Annotated in this window: 15 protein-coding genes; 7 read left to right on the forward strand and 8 right to left on the reverse strand. The window is 52.3% G+C overall.

The genetic code is table 11. The features are described 5' to 3' along the window. Positions 1-130: 130 nt before the first annotated feature. Both mobB and mobA read right to left on the reverse strand, forming a co-directional pair. On the reverse strand, positions 131-649 hold the full coding sequence (mobB, locus tag ABLU88_RS16315) for a molybdopterin-guanine dinucleotide biosynthesis protein MobB (protein WP_032751769.1): 519 nt from the start codon (positions 647-649) through the stop codon (positions 131-133). After that, positions 646-1,227 (reverse strand): molybdenum cofactor guanylyltransferase MobA, encoded by a 582-nt coding sequence (mobA, locus tag ABLU88_RS16320; RefSeq protein ID WP_049084533.1) that lies wholly within the window; start codon positions 1,225-1,227, stop codon positions 646-648. Before mobA ends, mobB begins: the two co-directional genes overlap by 4 nt. A 71-nt stretch (positions 1,228-1,298) precedes the next feature. On the opposite strand from mobA, the gene ABLU88_RS16325 reads away from it, so the two are divergent. The 3 genes from ABLU88_RS16325 (at position 1,299) to dsbA (ending at position 3,281) form a co-directional block, all read left to right on the forward strand. Beyond that, on the forward strand, positions 1,299-1,568 hold the full coding sequence (locus tag ABLU88_RS16325; RefSeq protein ID WP_025106520.1) for a YihD family protein: 270 nt from the start codon (positions 1,299-1,301) through the stop codon (positions 1,566-1,568). Between the two features lie 75 nt (positions 1,569-1,643). Then, positions 1,644-2,630 carry a serine/threonine protein kinase gene (locus ABLU88_RS16330; protein WP_025106521.1) on the forward strand — a complete coding sequence of 329 codons (987 nt, stop codon included), beginning with the start codon at positions 1,644-1,646 and terminating at the stop codon, positions 2,628-2,630. A 27-nt stretch (positions 2,631-2,657) separates the two neighbouring features. Continuing rightward, the gene (dsbA, locus tag ABLU88_RS16335; RefSeq protein ID WP_004855816.1) at positions 2,658-3,281 is read left to right on the forward strand and encodes a thiol:disulfide interchange protein DsbA; all 624 of its coding nucleotides are present in this window, start codon (positions 2,658-2,660) and stop codon (positions 3,279-3,281) included. 49 nt (positions 3,282-3,330) lie between these two features. Here dsbA and ABLU88_RS16340 read toward each other — a convergent pair whose 3' ends face one another. Next, positions 3,331-4,230: an acyltransferase gene (locus ABLU88_RS16340; protein WP_048263212.1), complete on the reverse strand. Its 900-nt coding sequence runs from the start codon at positions 4,228-4,230 to the stop codon at positions 3,331-3,333. A gap of 396 nt (positions 4,231-4,626) precedes the next feature. Here ABLU88_RS16340 and polA point away from each other — a divergent pair, with 396 nt between their 5' ends. Next, positions 4,627-7,416, forward strand: a complete 2,790-nt coding sequence (gene polA, locus ABLU88_RS16345) for a DNA polymerase I (RefSeq protein ID WP_025106523.1) — start codon at positions 4,627-4,629, stop codon at positions 7,414-7,416. Between the two features lie 349 nt (positions 7,417-7,765). Here polA and yihA read toward each other — a convergent pair whose 3' ends face one another. Continuing rightward, positions 7,766-8,398, reverse strand: a complete 633-nt coding sequence (yihA, locus tag ABLU88_RS16350) for a ribosome biogenesis GTP-binding protein YihA/YsxC (protein WP_025106524.1) — start codon at positions 8,396-8,398, stop codon at positions 7,766-7,768. Between the two features lie 583 nt (positions 8,399-8,981). Here yihA and yihI point away from each other — a divergent pair. Both yihI and hemN read left to right on the forward strand, forming a co-directional pair. Continuing rightward, a complete protein-coding gene (yihI, locus tag ABLU88_RS16355) occupies positions 8,982-9,488 on the forward strand; it encodes a Der GTPase-activating protein YihI (RefSeq protein WP_014227367.1) in 507 nt (168 codons plus the stop codon). Positions 9,489-9,676: 188 nt separating this feature from the next. Then, positions 9,677-11,050, forward strand: coding sequence for an oxygen-independent coproporphyrinogen III oxidase (gene hemN / locus ABLU88_RS16360; RefSeq protein ID WP_088168151.1), 1,374 nt, complete (start codon positions 9,677-9,679; stop codon positions 11,048-11,050). A gap of 36 nt (positions 11,051-11,086) precedes the next feature. Here the strand turns inward: hemN and ABLU88_RS16365 are convergent, their stop codons facing one another. The 4 genes from ABLU88_RS16365 to glnA all read right to left on the reverse strand — a co-directional run bounded on the left by ABLU88_RS16365 (position 11,087) and on the right by glnA (position 15,374). Then, entirely contained in the window at positions 11,087-11,197 is a 111-nt protein-coding gene (locus tag ABLU88_RS16365; RefSeq protein ID WP_004855828.1) for a YshB family small membrane protein, read from the reverse strand. A 111-nt stretch (positions 11,198-11,308) separates the two neighbouring features. Further along, the gene (glnG, locus tag ABLU88_RS16370; RefSeq protein WP_004107350.1) at positions 11,309-12,718 is read right to left on the reverse strand and encodes a nitrogen regulation protein NR(I); all 1,410 of its coding nucleotides are present in this window, start codon (positions 12,716-12,718) and stop codon (positions 11,309-11,311) included. An 8-nt stretch (positions 12,719-12,726) separates the two neighbouring features. Continuing rightward, positions 12,727-13,776, reverse strand: a complete 1,050-nt coding sequence (glnL, locus tag ABLU88_RS16375) for a nitrogen regulation protein NR(II) (RefSeq protein ID WP_004127098.1) — start codon at positions 13,774-13,776, stop codon at positions 12,727-12,729. Between the two features lie 188 nt (positions 13,777-13,964). Then, positions 13,965-15,374 (reverse strand): glutamate--ammonia ligase, encoded by a 1,410-nt coding sequence (glnA, locus tag ABLU88_RS16380; RefSeq protein WP_004127100.1) that lies wholly within the window; start codon positions 15,372-15,374, stop codon positions 13,965-13,967. Between the two features lie 378 nt (positions 15,375-15,752). Here glnA and typA point away from each other — a divergent pair, with 378 nt between their 5' ends. Beyond that, a complete protein-coding gene (typA, locus tag ABLU88_RS16385) occupies positions 15,753-17,576 on the forward strand; it encodes a ribosome-dependent GTPase TypA (RefSeq protein ID WP_004127103.1) in 1,824 nt (607 codons plus the stop codon). The last annotated feature ends 65 nt before the right edge of the window (positions 17,577-17,641 follow it).

Here is a 17,641-nt window from a genome sequence, read left to right on the forward strand (position 1 = left end):
AGTAGGGAACTGCCAGGCATCAAACAAGTGAAGAGCCCATCCTGACGGATGGGCTTTTTGCGTTTTTGTCGCCTGAAACTATCAGCAGATGCCTTCAGAAGGCGCGATCATGGCTATATCTCTGCAATAACTATCGGTCCTCGTTAAACCCCGTTAACCACTGCATAATAAAAGCGGCTATTTGCGGGACATCATTTAAATCTAACAATGGAAGCGACGTCTCGACCGGCGTATCGCTGGCTATGGCAATCACATCATCGTCATAAGCTAATTCTTCAATACTATGTCCGCTGTTTTGCCGAAAAAGCAGGATTTTGGGCACAGCTTCATGCTTAAAACCCTCAACCAGGACTAAATCTAACGTTGATGCATCCATTCGGCTAACCAACCATTCCAGATCCAGCGGAGGCTCTTCGGGTGTTTCCGTCATTAATGCCCAACGCTGGGAGCTGGCGACAATCGTCTGAGCCGCTCCGGCTTTACGCAGTTCATAGCTGTCTTTACCGGGCTTATCCACGTCCATATCGTGATGAGTATGTTTAATTAGCCCTGGCCGTAAGCCTTCCGCGCGCAGTGCCGGAATCAGCGACTTCAGTAGGGTGGTTTTACCTGTACCGCTCCAGGCTGCGATGGCTAAAAGCGGGATCATGATGGCACCTGCATACGTTGCAAATCGTCGAGAGTATTGACGTTAATAAATGCTGATTTTACATCGCTAAAATCGACGCTATGACCGCCAATTTTGCGCAGAAATACCATTACCCGTCTTTCTCCTGCCGCCAGATACGTTTCCAGTTCGCCGATCGCCTCGCGATTCACCAGAGCAATGGCCGGATGGTCACGTTCACCATCGTGTACCCAAACGGCTGGAGAGGATTTTCTCTGCTGTGTTAAGCGCGTCGCCAGAAATGATGGGATAAATGGCGTATCACAGGGACAAAACAGAAACCACTCGCCCTCAACCTGATGCATTACGGAAAGCATGCCGGCCAACGGCCCGGGAAAGTCGTTCAGAGAGTCGGTAATAATCGGGTAGCCGCTGCTTCGCCAGCAATCAAGATTGCGGTTAGCGCTAATTACCAGCTTTGTAACCTGCGGCTGCAGCGCATCGGCGACATGACGCCACAGGGCTTTACCTTTCAGCAGCTGTAATCCTTTATCTATTCCTCCCATGCGCGAGCCTCTTCCTCCCGCCAGCACGACGCCGGTTATGACCTTGCCCTGCATATTAATATCGCCTCTTTCATTGTGGGATTGTCCCTGCTAACGTATTCCTATCAAGAGTAAGGAGCATTGCTATGAAATGTAAACGTCTGAATGAAGTCATTGAACTCCTCCAGCCAGCCTGGCAGAAAGAACCCGAGCTGAATTTAATGCAATTTTTGCAAAAACTGGCAAAAGAGGCCGGATACACCGGTGAGTTGAGCGATCTCTCTGACGATATTCTGATTTATCATCTGAAGATGCGCGACTCGGCAAAAGAAGCCGTTATTCCCGGGATTCAGAAAGATTATGAAGAAGATTTTAAAACCGCGCTGCTACGCGCTCGCGGCGTGATTAAAGAGTAAAAGGTTGTAAGCGCTGCCGCGGAATCGGCAATGAGATGATATCCTGTATCATTCGTACGATTATCGGATGTCAGGATGCACGATAAGGCTTTCACTTTTCAGACGCTTCACCCGGATACCATCATTGATGGCTTATTTGATCTGGGAATGCGGGTGGACTCCGGTCTCACTCCGCTTAATAGCTATGAGAACCGGGTTTACCAGTTTCAGGACGAAGATCTTCGCCGCTATGTGGTGAAGTTCTATCGTCCTGAGCGCTGGTCCGCCCAGCAGATCCTCGAAGAACATCAGTTTTCCCTCCAGCTCGTGCAGGACGAAGTCCCTGTAGCGGCGCCGTTGTCGTTTAACAACAGTACCCTTCATCAGCATCAGGGATTCTTTTTCGCCGTATTCCCAAGCCTGGGTGGACGTCAGTTTGAGGCGGATAACCTCGATCAGATGGAATGGGTTGGGCGCTACCTTGGCCGTCTGCATCAAACTGGACGCAAACAGCGTTTTGTCGCGCGTCCGGAGATAGGGACGAATGAGTATCTTCTTGAGCCACGCCAGGTCTTTGAGCTTTCCCCGCTGATACCTGCAGGTCTGAAAGAGGCTTTTCTCAGCGCTACCGATAAGCTGATTGATGCGGTAATGGCGCAATGGCACGGACGCGCCAATATTTTACGGTTACACGGTGATTGCCATGCGGGAAACATCCTCTGGCGCGATGGGCCACTGTTTGTTGATTTAGATGATTCACGTAATGGACCTGCTATCCAGGATCTGTGGATGTTGTTGAACGGCGATAAAGCCGAACAACGGATGCAGCTTGAGATGATCATTGAAGCGTATGAAGAGTTCAGCGCTTTCAATACCGATGAAATTGCCCTCATCGAACCTTTACGTGCAATGCGGTTAGTTTATTATCTGGCGTGGTTATTAAGGCGCTGGGAAGATCCCGCTTTTCCTAAAAACTTCCCGTGGTTAACCGGGGAAGATTACTGGCGCGGGCAGACAACAACTTTTCTTGAGCAGGTAAAGGTTCTGCAGGAACCGCCTCTTCAGTTAACGCCAATGTATTAATGTGATATATCCAGGAGAGAATTAATCATGAAAAAAATTTGGCTGGCGCTGGCTGGTATGATTCTGGCTTTCAGTGCATCCGCTGCCCAGATCACCGACGGTAAGCAGTATATTACCCTCGATAAGCCCGTTGCCGGTGAGCCGCAGGTGCTCGAGTTTTTCTCGTTCTACTGCCCGCATTGCTATCAGTTTGAGGAAGTTCTTCATGTATCAGATAACGTGAAGAAAAAGCTGCCTGAAGGCGTCAAAATGACGAAATACCACGTTGAGTTCCTGGGTCCGTTAGGCAAGGATCTGACTCAGGCGTGGGCCGTTGCGATGGCGCTGGGTGTGGAAGATAAAATTACCGTGCCGATGTTTGAAGCGGTACAGAAAAACCAGACCGTCCAGACCGTGGCCGATATCCGTAAGGTCTTCGTTGACGCCGGCGTTAAAGGTGAAGATTACGATGCAGCCTGGAACAGCTTCGTGGTGAAATCCCTGGTGGCTCAGCAAGAGAAAGCCGCCGCTGATTTCCAGCTGCAGGGCGTGCCGGCTATGTACGTTAACGGTAAATACCAGCTTAACCCGCAGGGTATGGATACCAGCAACATGGACGCATTTGTTGCCCAGTATGCCGATACCGTTAAGCAGCTCGTTGAGAAGAAATAAAAAATAAACGCCGGTTACTGACCGGCGTTTTTCTTTTCTGCGCCCACAATTATTTCTCTGCCTGCTGCATTATTTCCGTTAACTGCCGATCTTTCTCTTCCCAAAGCCTGTTTAGCCAGCGCTGAAAGCGTCGCTTAAAGTTTTTGTCATTTACATAATCGCCGTGCAGCTCTTCCGTCACAGGTTCAAGACTGACTCTCACCACAATCCGCGTCAATCGGCCGCTCAGCATGTCATAAAACGGCTTTTGGTTGTTTTCCGGATAGCATAACGTGACGTTCAAAAGCTTATCAAACTGCGAGCCGAGCACGCTTAATGCCATGGCAATACCCGCAGCCTTTGGCGATAACAGATTCTGGTAAGGCGAACGGGTCTGCTGTTGCTTTTCTTCCGTGAAACGAGAGCCTTCGACAAAGTTAACAATCGTTGTTGGATGCGCGCGGAATTTCTCGCAGGAGCGGCGAGTGGTTTCAACATCTTTGCCCCGGCGTTCTGGATGACGGAGTAAGTAGCCTCGGGAATAGCGGCGCATAAAAGGCATATCCAGCGCCCAGCAGGCCAGCCCAATAAACGGCACCCAGGCGAGCTGTTGCTTGAGGAAATATTTATTCATCGGGATATGTTTGCGAAACAGCACGCAAAGCACCACGATATCTGCCCAGCTATGGTGGTTGCTGATGAGCAGATACCAGTTTTTCTTATTCAGGCCATCCAGGCCCTGTACATCCCATTTAAGCCAGGGATTCAGACGCAGCAGCAGGGCCAGCCCTTCACACCAGCAGTACATCATGAAATTGCAAAAAACGGATATCGAGCGCCAGACCGCAGGAATAGGCACAAGAAGTTTAATCAGCCCGGCGACGATGATTGGCACCGAGCAGATTATGGTGACTATGATAGTCAGGGCGATACTCAGCGGGAGCGTTATCGCGGCGAGTAATCTCGACATAGTTAATTTATTCAGAAAGTTAGGCTGACAAAGAACGCGTTTAAACGGCGCAAGAGGCTGATTTTACCAGAAAATAGCGTAAATAACGGGTCTTACCAGAACAGAAAAATTTTCGGATCTTATATCCACATGGAACATTGAGTCGCCATGGTGTTATTAAAGCAAATTATGCGTGTATAACTTAATGATAAATATGAAATAATTTGTTTATGGATGATTTAATTAACGATTGTTTGGCTGTCGTTATAAAAATATTCACAAAGTTATCCACAGGATAGCCCATAACGCGATCGAAAGGATCGCAGAATCTTTTCGACGAAATGCGGGAAAAATTCAGGATTTAATGCCCGTCTGTGGCATCCTTTACCGATAATCTGATAAACAGGCACGGAAATTATGGTTCAGATCCCAGAAAACCCTCTCATCCTCGTTGACGGCTCCTCTTACCTTTATCGGGCATATCACGCGTTCCCCCCGCTGACGAATAGCGCTGGTGAACCGACAGGCGCAATGTATGGCGTGCTGAATATGCTGCGAAGCCTGATCCTGCAGTATCAACCGACCCACGCTGTCGTCGTGTTTGATGCCAAGGGGAAGACTTTCCGTGATGAACTGTTTGAGCACTATAAATCTCATCGCCCGCCGATGCCGGACGATCTGCGTGCGCAGATCGAGCCGCTGCATGCCATGGTAAAAGCGATGGGCCTGCCGCTAATGGCTGTTCCTGGCGTAGAAGCCGATGATGTCATCGGTACCCTGGCGCGTGAAGCTGAAAAGGTCGGGCGTCCGGTACTGATTAGCACCGGCGATAAAGATATGGCCCAGCTGGTTACGCCGGGTATTACGCTGATTAACACCATGACCAACACTATCCTTGGCCCCGATGAAGTGGTGACGAAATACGGCGTACCACCGGAGCTGATCATCGATTTTCTGGCCCTGATGGGAGATTCATCGGACAATATTCCCGGCGTACCTGGCGTGGGAGAAAAGACTGCGCAGGCGTTACTGCAGGGGCTGGGGGGTCTTGATACGTTATACGCTGAGCCTGAAAAAATCGCCGGGCTGACCTTCCGCGGCGCAAAAACGATGGCCGCAAAGCTGGAACAGAATAAAGAGGTGGCATACCTCTCTTATCAGCTGGCGACGATCAAAACGGACGTTGAGCTGGAGCTGGGCTGCGAAGATTTGCTGGTTGCGCAACCCGTCGCTGATGAACTGCTCACGCTGTTTAAAAAATATGAATTCAAACGCTGGATCACCGATGTAGAGTCCGGCAAGTGGATGCAGGCAAAAGGCGCTAAGCCTGCGGCGAAGGCGGTTGTAGCGGTGGCTGACGTGGCCGATGCGGAGGAGGAAACCGCGACGGCGCTCTCTTCTGAAAATTATGTCACGATCCTTGATGAAGAAACGTTGTTGACCTGGGTTGAGAGCCTGAAGAAAGCGCCGCTTTTTGCCTTTGATACCGAAACTGACAGCCTCGATAACGTATCCGCCAATATGGTTGGCTTATCCTTCGCCATTGAGCCTGGCGTTGCGGCCTATGTACCGGTTGCCCATGATTATCTGGATGCACCGGATCAGATCCCGCGCGACCGTGTCCTTGAGCTGCTGAAACCGCTACTGGAAGATGACAAGGTTCTGAAGGTTGGGCAAAACCTCAAATATGACCGCGGTATCCTGGCTAACTACGGCATTGAACTGCGCGGTATTGCCTTTGATACCATGCTGGAATCCTACATTCTTGACAGCGTGGCGGGCCGCCATGATATGGATAGCCTCTCCGATCGCTGGCTGAAGCACAAAACCATTACCTTTGAAGAGATAGCGGGTAAAGGTAAAAACCAGCTCACCTTCAATCAGATCGCGCTGGAAGAAGCGGGCCGCTACGCGGCGGAAGATGCCGATGTCACGCTGCAGCTGCACCTCAAAATGTGGCCTGAACTTCAGCAAAATGAAGGCCCGCTGAACGTCTTTAAAAATATTGAAATGCCGCTGGTGCCGGTGCTATCCCGCGTGGAGCGTAACGGGGTGAAGATTGATCCGGCCGTGCTGCATGCGCATTCTCAGGAGATAGCCAAACGCCTGATTGAGCTGGAGAAGAAGGCGTATGATATCGCGGGTGAGGAGTTTAACCTCTCTTCGCCGAAGCAGCTGCAAACCATCCTGTTTGAAAAACAAGGTATTAAGCCGCTGAAGAAAACCCCGGGCGGCGCGCCGTCTACCTCGGAAGAGGTGCTGGAAGAGCTGGCGCTGGACTATCCGCTGCCGAAAGTCATCCTCGAGTATCGTGGTCTGGCAAAACTCAAATCCACCTATACCGATAAGCTGCCGCTGATGATCAGCCCGAAAACGGGCCGGGTTCACACCTCTTATCACCAGGCGGTTACGGCAACGGGACGTTTGTCGTCTACAGACCCGAACCTGCAGAACATTCCGGTGCGCAACGAAGAAGGGCGGCGTATCCGTCAGGCGTTTATTGCTCCGGAAGATTATCTCATTGTCTCTGCCGACTACTCGCAAATTGAACTGCGCATCATGGCGCATCTTTCCCGCGACAAGGGCCTGCTGACCGCGTTTGCGGAAGGGAAGGATATCCACCGCGCGACGGCGGCAGAGGTCTTTGGTTTGCCGCTGGAGAGCGTCAGCAGCGAACAGCGCCGCAGCGCGAAGGCGATCAACTTCGGCCTGATTTACGGCATGAGCGCATTCGGCCTTGCGCGCCAGCTCAATATTCCACGCAAAGAAGCGCAAAAGTATATGGATCTCTACTTTGAGCGCTATCCGGGCGTGCTGGAGTATATGGAGCGCACCCGCACCCAGGCCAAAGAGCAGGGGTATGTTGAAACGCTTGATGGCCGTCGTCTCTACCTGCCGGACATCAAATCCAGCAACGGCGCGCGCCGCGCCGGTGCCGAGCGTGCGGCGATCAATGCGCCGATGCAGGGAACCGCTGCCGACATTATTAAGCGCGCGATGATCGCCGTAGATAGCTGGTTATTAAGCGAAAAACCGCGCGTGCGGATGATTATGCAGGTACACGATGAACTGGTCTTTGAAGTGCATAAAGACGACCTTGAGGCGGTTGCGAAAAAGATCCACGAACTGATGGAAAGCAGCACGACGCTGGCGGTTCCGCTGCTGGTGGAAGTGGGTAGTGGAGAAAACTGGGATCAAGCGCACTAAGTATTCGGTAAGGAAGGTCATTTCTTGTAAGTGAGTAACATAACTTATCGCATTTTGTGATGATCATTTGAATTTGCTATGTAAAGAGTGAAAAAAAACTACAAAAAATGCTTTATCCGTAACCGAAAGAAGAGTAGAGTTAAAGACGTAGGGTACAGAGGTAAGATGTTCTATCTTTCAGACCTTTTACTTCACGTAATCGGATTTGGCTGAATATTTTAGCCGCCCCGGTCATTTATGACCGGGGCGTTTTTTATTGCGCGAAAGAAAATTTTTTGCGTATCGATGCTGATGAGGCGGGCTACCCGGATAGAGCCACACGCGCCGCTATCCGGAGAAGTTAGCGAGATTATTCGCCTTCTTCAGAGGCTTCCTGAGGAGGGATATCGTTATACCAGCTATCCAGCTTCTGCCGTAGTTTATCCACGCCCTGCTTCTTCAGGGAAGAAAACGCTTCGACCTGCACATCTCCGTTAAAGGCGGTGACCGCTTCACGAACCATGGCGATCTGCGCTTTTCGCGCGCCGCTGGCCAGCTTATCGGCTTTGGTTAGCAGCACCAGTACCGGGATATCGCTTTCCACCGCCCATTGGATCATCTGCTGATCGAGATCTTTAAGCGGATGACGAATATCCATCAACACAACCAGTCCTTTCAGACAGAGGCGTTTCTCCAGATATTCACCCAGCGCGCGCTGCCACTTGATTTTCATCTCTTCCGGAACCTGGGCATATCCATAGCCCGGCAGGTCGACCAGGCGCTTGCCTTCAGCGACTTCAAACAGGTTAATAAGCTGCGTACGGCCTGGCGTCTTCGAAGTACGCGCGAGGCTTTTCTGGTTAGTCAGCGTGTTCAGCGCGCTGGATTTCCCGGCGTTAGAGCGGCCAGCAAAGGCCACTTCAATACCGGTATCGGCAGGAAGATGGCGGATATCTGGCGCGCTAGTGACAAAATGCGTCAGTTGATAATTCCAGTTGGTCAAGACGGTCGTCTCCGTTAAATCAGGCTTTGACGGGGATTATACCTGAACAACAGAAAAAGGCTGTTTTTACCGCACCTCATCGCTGTAAGTTAAAACCACAGTCTTTGTGAGACATTGGCTATTGGTTATATGAGAAATTCATGAGAAAAATCTGATTAAAAATAATACAAAGTTATATAAATCATTGCGTTAAAATGAAAGAAAATTCTGAAACTCGTTTTTTTTCTGTACAGTCGGTTGTAGGTTTCCCGCAAACCAGTAAAGTAGCGGTCAAGGGCGAGGATGCTAACAGGATTATGACTCAGGATGAGGAGTCAGGAAGCGCCAGGAGGCGAGGACTACGGATTGTCAGGATGACAAACGTCTGGAGACGTTTTAAAAGGAAATGGATGTAACAGGGATCGTTGGTAGCTAAAGGAAAGACAGGGTGTGTCGTTAGCTAACATGGAAAGTAGAAGCCCATTAAGGGTTGTCAGTGCGGAAAAAGGCGACAGAGTAATCTGTCGCCTTTTTTCTTTGCTTGCTTTCTGCTAGATTCCGCCTCAATTCTATACTGAAGAAAACGGCCTGAAGATTACACAACATGAAAAAACCGACATCCGTACCTCGCGGCAAAAAAAATCGCAAAACGCGTGAAGAATTGAACCAGGAAGCCCGCGAGCGCAAGCATCAGAAGAAGCATCGCGGCCACGCGGCAGGAAGTCGTGCGACCGGCGGCGACACCGCTTCAGCAGGTAAAAAACAAGGTCAGCAGCAAGATCCCCGAATTGGCAGTAAAAAACCAATCCCGCTGGGCGTAACTGAGAATGCTCCGGCGATTAAGCAGCATAAACCAAAGAGCGAGAAACCTATGCTTTCACCGCAGGCTGAGCTGGATTTGCTGGAGAACGATGAGCGCCTGGACGCGCTGCTGGAACGTCTGGAAGAGGGCGGTACCCTGAATGCTGAAGAGCAAGCCTGGGTTGACGCTAAGCTGGATCGTATTGATGAGCTGATGCAGCAGTTGGGCCTCTCATACGATGATGACGAAGATGAAGAAGAGGAAGAGCGCAAAGAAGATATGATGCGCCTGCTGAAGGGTGGAAACTAACGTTTGCACCCCATCGGATTCCCGGTCCTGCTTATAACCCTTCTGGTTATATGTTATCTGCTGTGGTTATTCGTTAAACTACGACGGTTGTCGCGGCGTCAGAAATGGCTGCGCAACCGGCTCATTACCCGAGGTGCGGTTGGGCCGGGGCGGCGTACCCGCCGACGGTACCATCGGAAGGAGTGAGCATGTCTGTGCAGTTAATCGACTGGGATCTGGCCCTGATCCAGAAATATAACTATTCCGGGCCGCGTTATACTTCGTATCCCACCGCGCTGGAGTTTTCTCCAGAATTTGGAGCCGCTGAATTTGATGCGGCGGTAGCCCGCTATCCGCAGCGTCCCCTCTCGCTGTACGTGCATATCCCGTTTTGCCATAAACTCTGCTATTTCTGCGGCTGCAACAAAATCGTCACCCGTCAGCAGCATAAGGCCGACCAGTATCTGGATGTGCTTGAGCAGGAGATTATTCATCGCGCGCCGCTTTTTGCTGGCCGCAAAGTTAGTCAGCTGCACTGGGGGGGCGGTACGCCAACCTATTTAAACAAGGCGCAAATTAGTCGTCTGATGGGGCTGCTGCGTACCCATTTTAATTTTAACGCGGATGCAGAGATCTCCATTGAGGTTGATCCGCGCGAAATCGAACTCGATGTCCTGGATCATTTACGCCTCGAAGGCTTTAATCGCCTGAGTATGGGCGTGCAGGACTTCAACAAAGAAGTGCAGCGCCTGGTGAACCGCGAGCAGGATGAAGCGTTTATCTTCGCGCTACTCAACCACGCGCGCGATATCGGCTTTACCTCTACCAATATCGACCTGATTTACGGTCTGCCGAAGCAAACGCCGCAGAGCTTCGCGTATACGCTACAAAAAGTGGCGGAGCTCAACCCCGATCGTCTGAGCGTATTCAACTATGCGCATCTGCCAACGCTCTTTGCTGCGCAGCGCAAAATCAAAGACGCCGATCTGCCTTCTGCAGAACAGAAGCTGGACATTCTTCAGGAGACGATTGTTTCGCTGACGGCCGCGGGATATCAGTTTATCGGCATGGACCACTTTGCCCGTCCGGATGATGAGCTGGCGATAGCCCAGCGTGAAGGTATCCTGCATCGCAACTTCCAGGGGTATACCACCCAGGGAGACACCGATCTGCTGGGGATGGGCGTCTCGGCGATCAGCATGATTGGCGATTGCTATGCGCAGAACCAGAAAGAGCTGAAGCAGTATTATCAGCAGGTTGATGAAACCGGAACGGCGCTCTGGCGCGGTATTGCGTTGACGCGCGATGACTGCATTCGTCGCGACGTGATTAAGGCGCTAATTTGTCACTTCCGTCTCGACTTCGCTGCGGTAGAAGCGCAGTGGGATCTTACCTTCGATAGCTACTTTGCCGACGATATGAAATTGCTGGCACCGCTGGCCAAAGATGGGCTGGTGGAGGTGGATGAGAAGGGCATTCAGGTGACGCCGAAAGGCCGGCTGCTGATACGCAATATCTGCATGTGTTTTGATACGTATCTGCGCCAGAAAGCGCGGATGCAGCAGTTTTCCCGCGTGATATAAAGCATACCCCCACTCCAGGAAGGAGCGGGGGTATTATCAGCTAAACAGCCCAACCATCGCCGCGCACAGAACGGCAGCTACCGCCGTCTGCGGCGTATGACCCGCTGCAACACCGCTCGATATAATATTAATAAATGATTCAAGCATGATTTCTCCCCCGTCTTTCCGGGCAAGATCATACTCAACGCATGGCAACAGTAAAGTACAAAATAGCAGCAGTTTGCGCTGGGTGACTATTTTTTACTCGCCGCCGCGCTGCTACTCCATTCCCAGCTCTTTTAGCTTACGCGTCAGGGTATTACGACCCCAGCCCAGCAGGCGAGCCGCCTCTTGTTTATGCCCCTGAGTATGGCGTAACGCGGTGGTCAGCAGCGTGCGCTCCATCTCCGGCTGCGCTTCCGAGAGCAGGTTTTGATGACCGGAACGCAAAGCGCGATCGGCCCATTGCCCCAGCAGCGTGGCCCAGCTATCCGGCAGCATTTGCGTTGGGTTATCCGGTATCGCCGTTTCAAACAGCTCGCTGGGAAGATCCTGCGTCAGAACCTCCTGACCTGCGGCCATTACCGTCAGCCAGCGGCAGGTGTTTTCCAGCTGACGTACGTTGCCCGGCCATGCCAGCCGGGTTAACGCCATCTCCGTCTCCGGATGCAGCTGTTTGGCCTCCACGCCCAGCTCACGGGCGGCAATTTGCAGGAAATGTCTCGCCAGTCGCGGGATATCTTCACGACGCTCGCGCAGCGGCGGCAGATGGACGCGAATCACGTTCAGGCGGTGGAATAAATCCTCACGGAATTTTCCTTCCTGGACGCGCAGTTCAAGGTTCTGGTGGGTGGCGGCAATAATGCGTACATCCACCTTCACCGGCGCATAGCCCCCCACGCGATAAAACTGGCCATCGGCCAGTACGCGTAGCAGACGAGTCTGTACGTCCAGCGGCATATCGCCGATCTCGTCGAGGAACAGCGTGCCGCCGTCTGCCTGCTCGAATCGCCCCTGGCGCACGGTATTGGCGCCGGTAAAGGCCCCTTTCTCGTGGCCAAACAGCTCTGACTCAATCAGATCTTTCGGAATGGCCGCCATATTTAGCGCGATAAACGGCGCCTTGGCGCGCGGGCTGTGGCGGTGGAGAGCGTGGGCAACCAGCTCTTTACCGGTACCGGACTCGCCGTTGATCAGTACGCTGATTGATGAACGCGACAGGCGGCCGATAATGCGGAAGACGTCCTGCATGGCCGGCGCTTCGCCGATGATATCGGCCGTTGGGCTATTAATCGGCGCATTACGCGGCTGCTGCTGTTCCTGGTAATGGCTAATGGCACGATCAACCAGCGCCACCGCTTCATCGATATCAAACGGTTTCGGCAGATAATCGAAGGCGCCCTGCTGATAGGCGCTGACCGCCGCGTCAAGATCCGAATGCGCCGTCATTATGATGACCGGGAGCATCGGATGGCGCTGTTTAATTTGCTTTAGCAGCGCCAGTCCATCCATTCCCGGCATGCGGATATCAGACAACAGCACATCCGGGGTTTTGGTCGTGAGGGCATCAAGCACCTCGTTGCCGCTTTCAAACGTCGTACAACTTAAGCCTGCCCCGGTGAGCGCGCGTTCAAGCACCCAACGGATGGAGCTATCGTCGTCAACGATCCATGCTATCCCTCGTTGCATAAACACCTCTACTTCCGAATAGGCAGGTACACCGAGAATTCGGTATGCCCTGGCCAACTGGTAAATTCAATTTTGCCGGAGTGCTGATCGATAAGGCTGCGGGCGATAGACAGCCCGAGCCCGGTGCCGCCTTCGCGCCCGCTCACCATCGGATAAAACAGCGTATCCTGTAAGTGAGACGGTATTCCCGGACCGTTATCTTCAACGTCGATACGCGCAGCGAGGCGGTAGCGCACGCCGTGCAGGGTTAACTGAAAGGCCGTACGGGTGCGCAGAGTGATTTCGCCGCCCTCCGGTCCCAGAGCCTGCAGCGCATTACGGACGATATTCAGCAGCACCTGTTCAATTTGGTCCGGGTCGTGCGGCAGTTCTGGCAGGCTGGGGTCATAGTCGCGAACCAGCTTGACGTTATCCGGCAGCTCCATCGACACAAGCTTTACCACCCGCTCAGCGACCTTGTGGATGCTTTCTGTTACGTGCATTCCGGGATGCTGTGGTCCCAGCAGACGGTCAACCAGATTTCTTAACCGATCGGCCTGTTCAATAATGACTTTGGTATATTCCATTAGCGCAGGATCGGGCAGCGCTTTGCTCAGCAGCTGTGCCGCGCCGCGCAGACCGCCCAGCGGATTTTTAATCTCGTGGGCCAGGCCACGCACTAAGTCGCGAGCGGCAATCTGCTGTGCGTGCTGTAGCTGCTCCTGGCTCAGACGGCGCTGATTATCCATCGGCGCCATTTCCAGCAGGATATAGCCTTCAGGCAGGCGTTGCGCCGTCAGGGAAAGGATGTGCGAGCGGCCATCAATGACCAGCGTCACTTCGTTATCGGTAAACCCTTGACCCGCAGCGAGGCTCTCCTGCATGAGGCCGATATTCAGCGAGAAATAGCTCAACAGCTCCGGCAGCGGCGTGCCGAATAATTTACGCGAACTTTGCGCCAGCAGCTGCTGCGCCGCCGGGTTCGCGTAATGCACCGCCAGGTCGTCATCGACCAGTAAGATACTGTTGATTAAAGAGTTAAGGATCTGCCCAGCATCGGGCAGTGTGCCTGTTGCCATTCGACAGTCTCCTGAAAATGAGTGCACTATTTTAGTGCAGTATAGCTTTTTATGTATAAAAAGCTCATGAGATCAGCGTGTTGGTGGAGAAAAAAGCCCATCCTGAGATGGGCTGAAAGTTTCCACGGCAACAAAACATCCTTGGTATCCCACGCCACAACACGGAATACCGCGGATTTACAGCAAAATTAGACGCTGTAGTACAGCTCGAACTCAACCGGGTGCGGAGTCATACGTACGCGGTCGTTTTCTTCAATACGCAGGGCGATGTAAGCATCGATAGCGTCGTTGGTGAATACGCCACCGGCGGTCAGGAATTCACGGTCTGCGTCCAGCGCGTTCAGTGCTTCTTCCAGAGAACCTGCAACCTGTGGGATCTCTTTCGCTTCTTCCGGCGGCAGATCGTACAGGTTTTTATCCATGGCTTCGCCCGGATGGATTTTGTTCTTGATACCGTCAAGGCCAGCCATCAGCAGCGCAGCGAAGCACAGGTACGGGTTAGCCGCCGGGTCCGGGAAGCGAACTTCGATACGGCGCGCTTTCGGAGAGGTGACAACCGGAATACGGATAGACGCGGAACGGTTACGGGCAGAGTAAGCCAGCATAACCGGCGCTTCGTAACCCGGGACCAGACGCTTGTAGGAGTTGGTGGTCGGGTTAGCCAGGGCATTAATCGCTTTAGCGTGTTTGATAACGCCGCCGATGTAGTACAGCGCTTGTTCAGACAGGCCTGCGTATTTGTCGCCAGAGAACAGGTTTACGCCGTTCTTGGAGAGGGACATGTGGCAGTGCATACCGGAACCGTTATCGCCAAACATCGGTTTTGGCATGAAGGTCGCGGTTTTGCCGAAACGGTGTGCGACGTTGTGCACAACGTATTTGTAAATCTGAATTTCGTCCGCTTTTTTGGTCATGGTGTTAAAGCGGGTAGCGATTTCGTTCTGACCCGCAGTCGCCACTTCGTGGTGGTGAGCTTCAACAACCAGGCCCATCTCTTCCATGATCATACACATGGTGGAGCGGATATCCTGAGAGGAGTCTACCGGCGGAACCGGGAAGTAACCGCCTTTCACGCCCGGACGGTGGCCTTTGTTGCCGCCTTCGTATTTGGTGGAGGAGTTCCATGCGCCTTCGATATCATCGATAGCAACGTGGGAACCGGAGATGGACGCACCAAAACGGATGTCGTCGAACAGGAAGAATTCTGGTTCTGGCCCGAACAGTACGGTGTCAGCCAGGCCGGTAGAGCGCAGATACTCTTCAGCGCGCTTAGCAATGGAGCGCGGGTCACGGTCATAGCCTTGCAGCGTGCCGGGTTCCAGGATGTCGCAGCGGATGATCAGCGTCGGTTCTTCATAGAACGGATCGATCAGCGCGGTAGTTGCATCCGGCATCAGGACCATGTCGGATTCGTTAATACCTTTCCAGCCGCCAATCGAGGAGCCATCAAACATTTTGCCTTCTTCGAAGAATTCGGCATTTACCTGATGAGAAGGAATAGTAACGTGCTGTTCTTTACCTTTGGTATCGGTGAAGCGCAGATCGACAAACTTCACTTCATGCTCGTTCAGCATCGTCAAAACGTGTTCAGCGGACATACTTAAACTCTCCCGGATTGGTCATTGTCGTCGTGGAAACGAAAACTTTTTAACTACGAAAAGTGGCGTTGTTGCCTTAAAAAATATAAAGCGAAATCTGTGCCAACTTTTAAATTGCCCCCAAAAGGCGTTATCATGCACATCATCGTGCAAAAGGGCTGCACCAAAATGAATGCATTGCACCAATATAGTGCATTTGTGTGAACATTGGGCACTTATTTGGTGCAATTGACCTTTAATAACCCTTTTAACGCTCCGTGAAAGCGATCACAAAGAATCTCTGCAATACTTGTTTGCGGAGGATGTTTGTGATCCTGTTTTGTACTGCGATTAATCCGTGTACAATAACGCGCTATTTCTAATGCCTGAGGCAAAGTTGTGATCGAAAATTTGCGTAATATCGCCATCATCGCGCACGTTGACCATGGTAAAACTACCTTGGTTGATAAGCTGCTACAGCAATCCGGTACGTTCGACGCGCGTGCCGAAACTCAAGAGCGAGTGATGGACTCCAACGATTTGGAGAAAGAGCGCGGGATTACCATCCTGGCTAAAAACACCGCTATCAAATGGAATGACTACCGTATCAACATCGTTGATACCCCAGGGCACGCCGACTTCGGTGGTGAAGTTGAACGTGTCATGTCCATGGTTGATTCCGTTCTGTTGGTCGTTGATGCAATGGATGGTCCGATGCCGCAAACGCGCTTCGTGACCAAAAAAGCCTTTGCTCATGGCCTGAAGCCAATTGTTGTTATCAACAAAGTTGACCGTCCGGGCGCGCGTCCTGACTGGGTTGTCGATCAGGTATTCGACCTGTTCGTTAACCTCGACGCTACCGACGAGCAGCTGGACTTCCCTATCGTTTACGCTTCTGCGCTGAACGGTATCGCGGGTCTGGATCACGAAGATATGGCTGAAGACATGACGCCGCTGTATCAAACCATCGTCGATCGCGTACCGGCGCCGAACGTTGACCTTGATGGCCCGCTGCAGATGCAAATCTCCCAGCTGGACTACAACAACTACGTTGGCGTCATCGGCATCGGCCGCATCAAGCGCGGTAAAGTGAAGCCGAACCAGCAGGTCACTATCATTGATAGCGAAGGCAAAACCCGTAACGGTAAAGTCGGTAAAGTTCTGACCCATCTGGGCCTTGAGCGTATCGAGAGCGACGTCGCAGAAGCTGGCGATATTATCGCGATCACCGGTCTGGGCGAACTGAACATCTCTGACACCATCTGCGATACGCAGAATGTTGAAGCGCTGCCGGCGCTGTCCGTTGATGAGCCGACCGTCTCTATGTTCTTCTGCGTTAACACCTCGCCGTTCTGTGGTAAAGAAGGTAAGTACGTTACCTCTCGTCAGATCCTTGACCGCCTGAACAAAGAGCTGGTACATAACGTCGCGCTGCGCGTTGAAGAAACGCCGGATGCAGACGCATTCCGCGTTTCTGGCCGTGGTGAACTGCACCTGTCCGTTCTTATCGAGAACATGCGTCGTGAAGGTTTCGAAATGGCGGTTTCCCGTCCGAAAGTTATCTTCCGCGAAATCGATGGCCGTAAGCAAGAGCCGTTCGAAAACGTCACGCTGGACGTTGAAGAGCAGCACCAGGGTTCTGTGATGCAGGCGCTGGGTGAGCGTAAAGGCGATCTGAAAAACATGAATCCAGATGGCAAAGGCCGCGTACGTCTCGACTACGTGATCCCAAGCCGTGGTCTGATCGGCTTCCGTTCAGAATTCATGACCATGACCTCCGGTACCGGTCTGCTGTACTCCACCTTCAGCCACTACGACGACGTTCGTGCGGGTGATGTGGGTCAGCGTCAGAACGGTGTTCTGATCTCCAACGGCCAGGGTAAAGCGGTTGCGTTCGCACTGTTCAGCCTGCAGGATCGCGGTAAGCTGTTCCTGGGCCACGGCGCAGAAGTTTACGAAGGCCAGATTATCGGTATTCACAGTCGTTCTAACGACCTGACGGTAAACTGCCTGACCGGTAAGAAACTGACCAACATGCGTGCGTCCGGTACTGACGAAGCAACGGTTCTGGTTCCGCCGGTTAAGATGACCCTGGAGCAGGCTCTGGAGTTCATCGATGACGACGAACTGGTAGAAGTCACCCCGACTTCTGTCCGTATCCGTAAACGTCACCTGACCGAGAACGACCGTAAACGCGCGATGCGCGGTGCGAAAGAAGATTAATTAACGCTTCTTTCTGCTATCTGAACCCTGCCTCAATGGCAGGGTTTCTTTTTTGTACAAAGCCC

The organism is Klebsiella sp. GW_Kp182, assembly GCF_040062275.1.
In the GTDB taxonomy this organism is placed as follows: Bacteria; Pseudomonadota; Gammaproteobacteria; order Enterobacterales; family Enterobacteriaceae; genus Klebsiella; species Klebsiella michiganensis.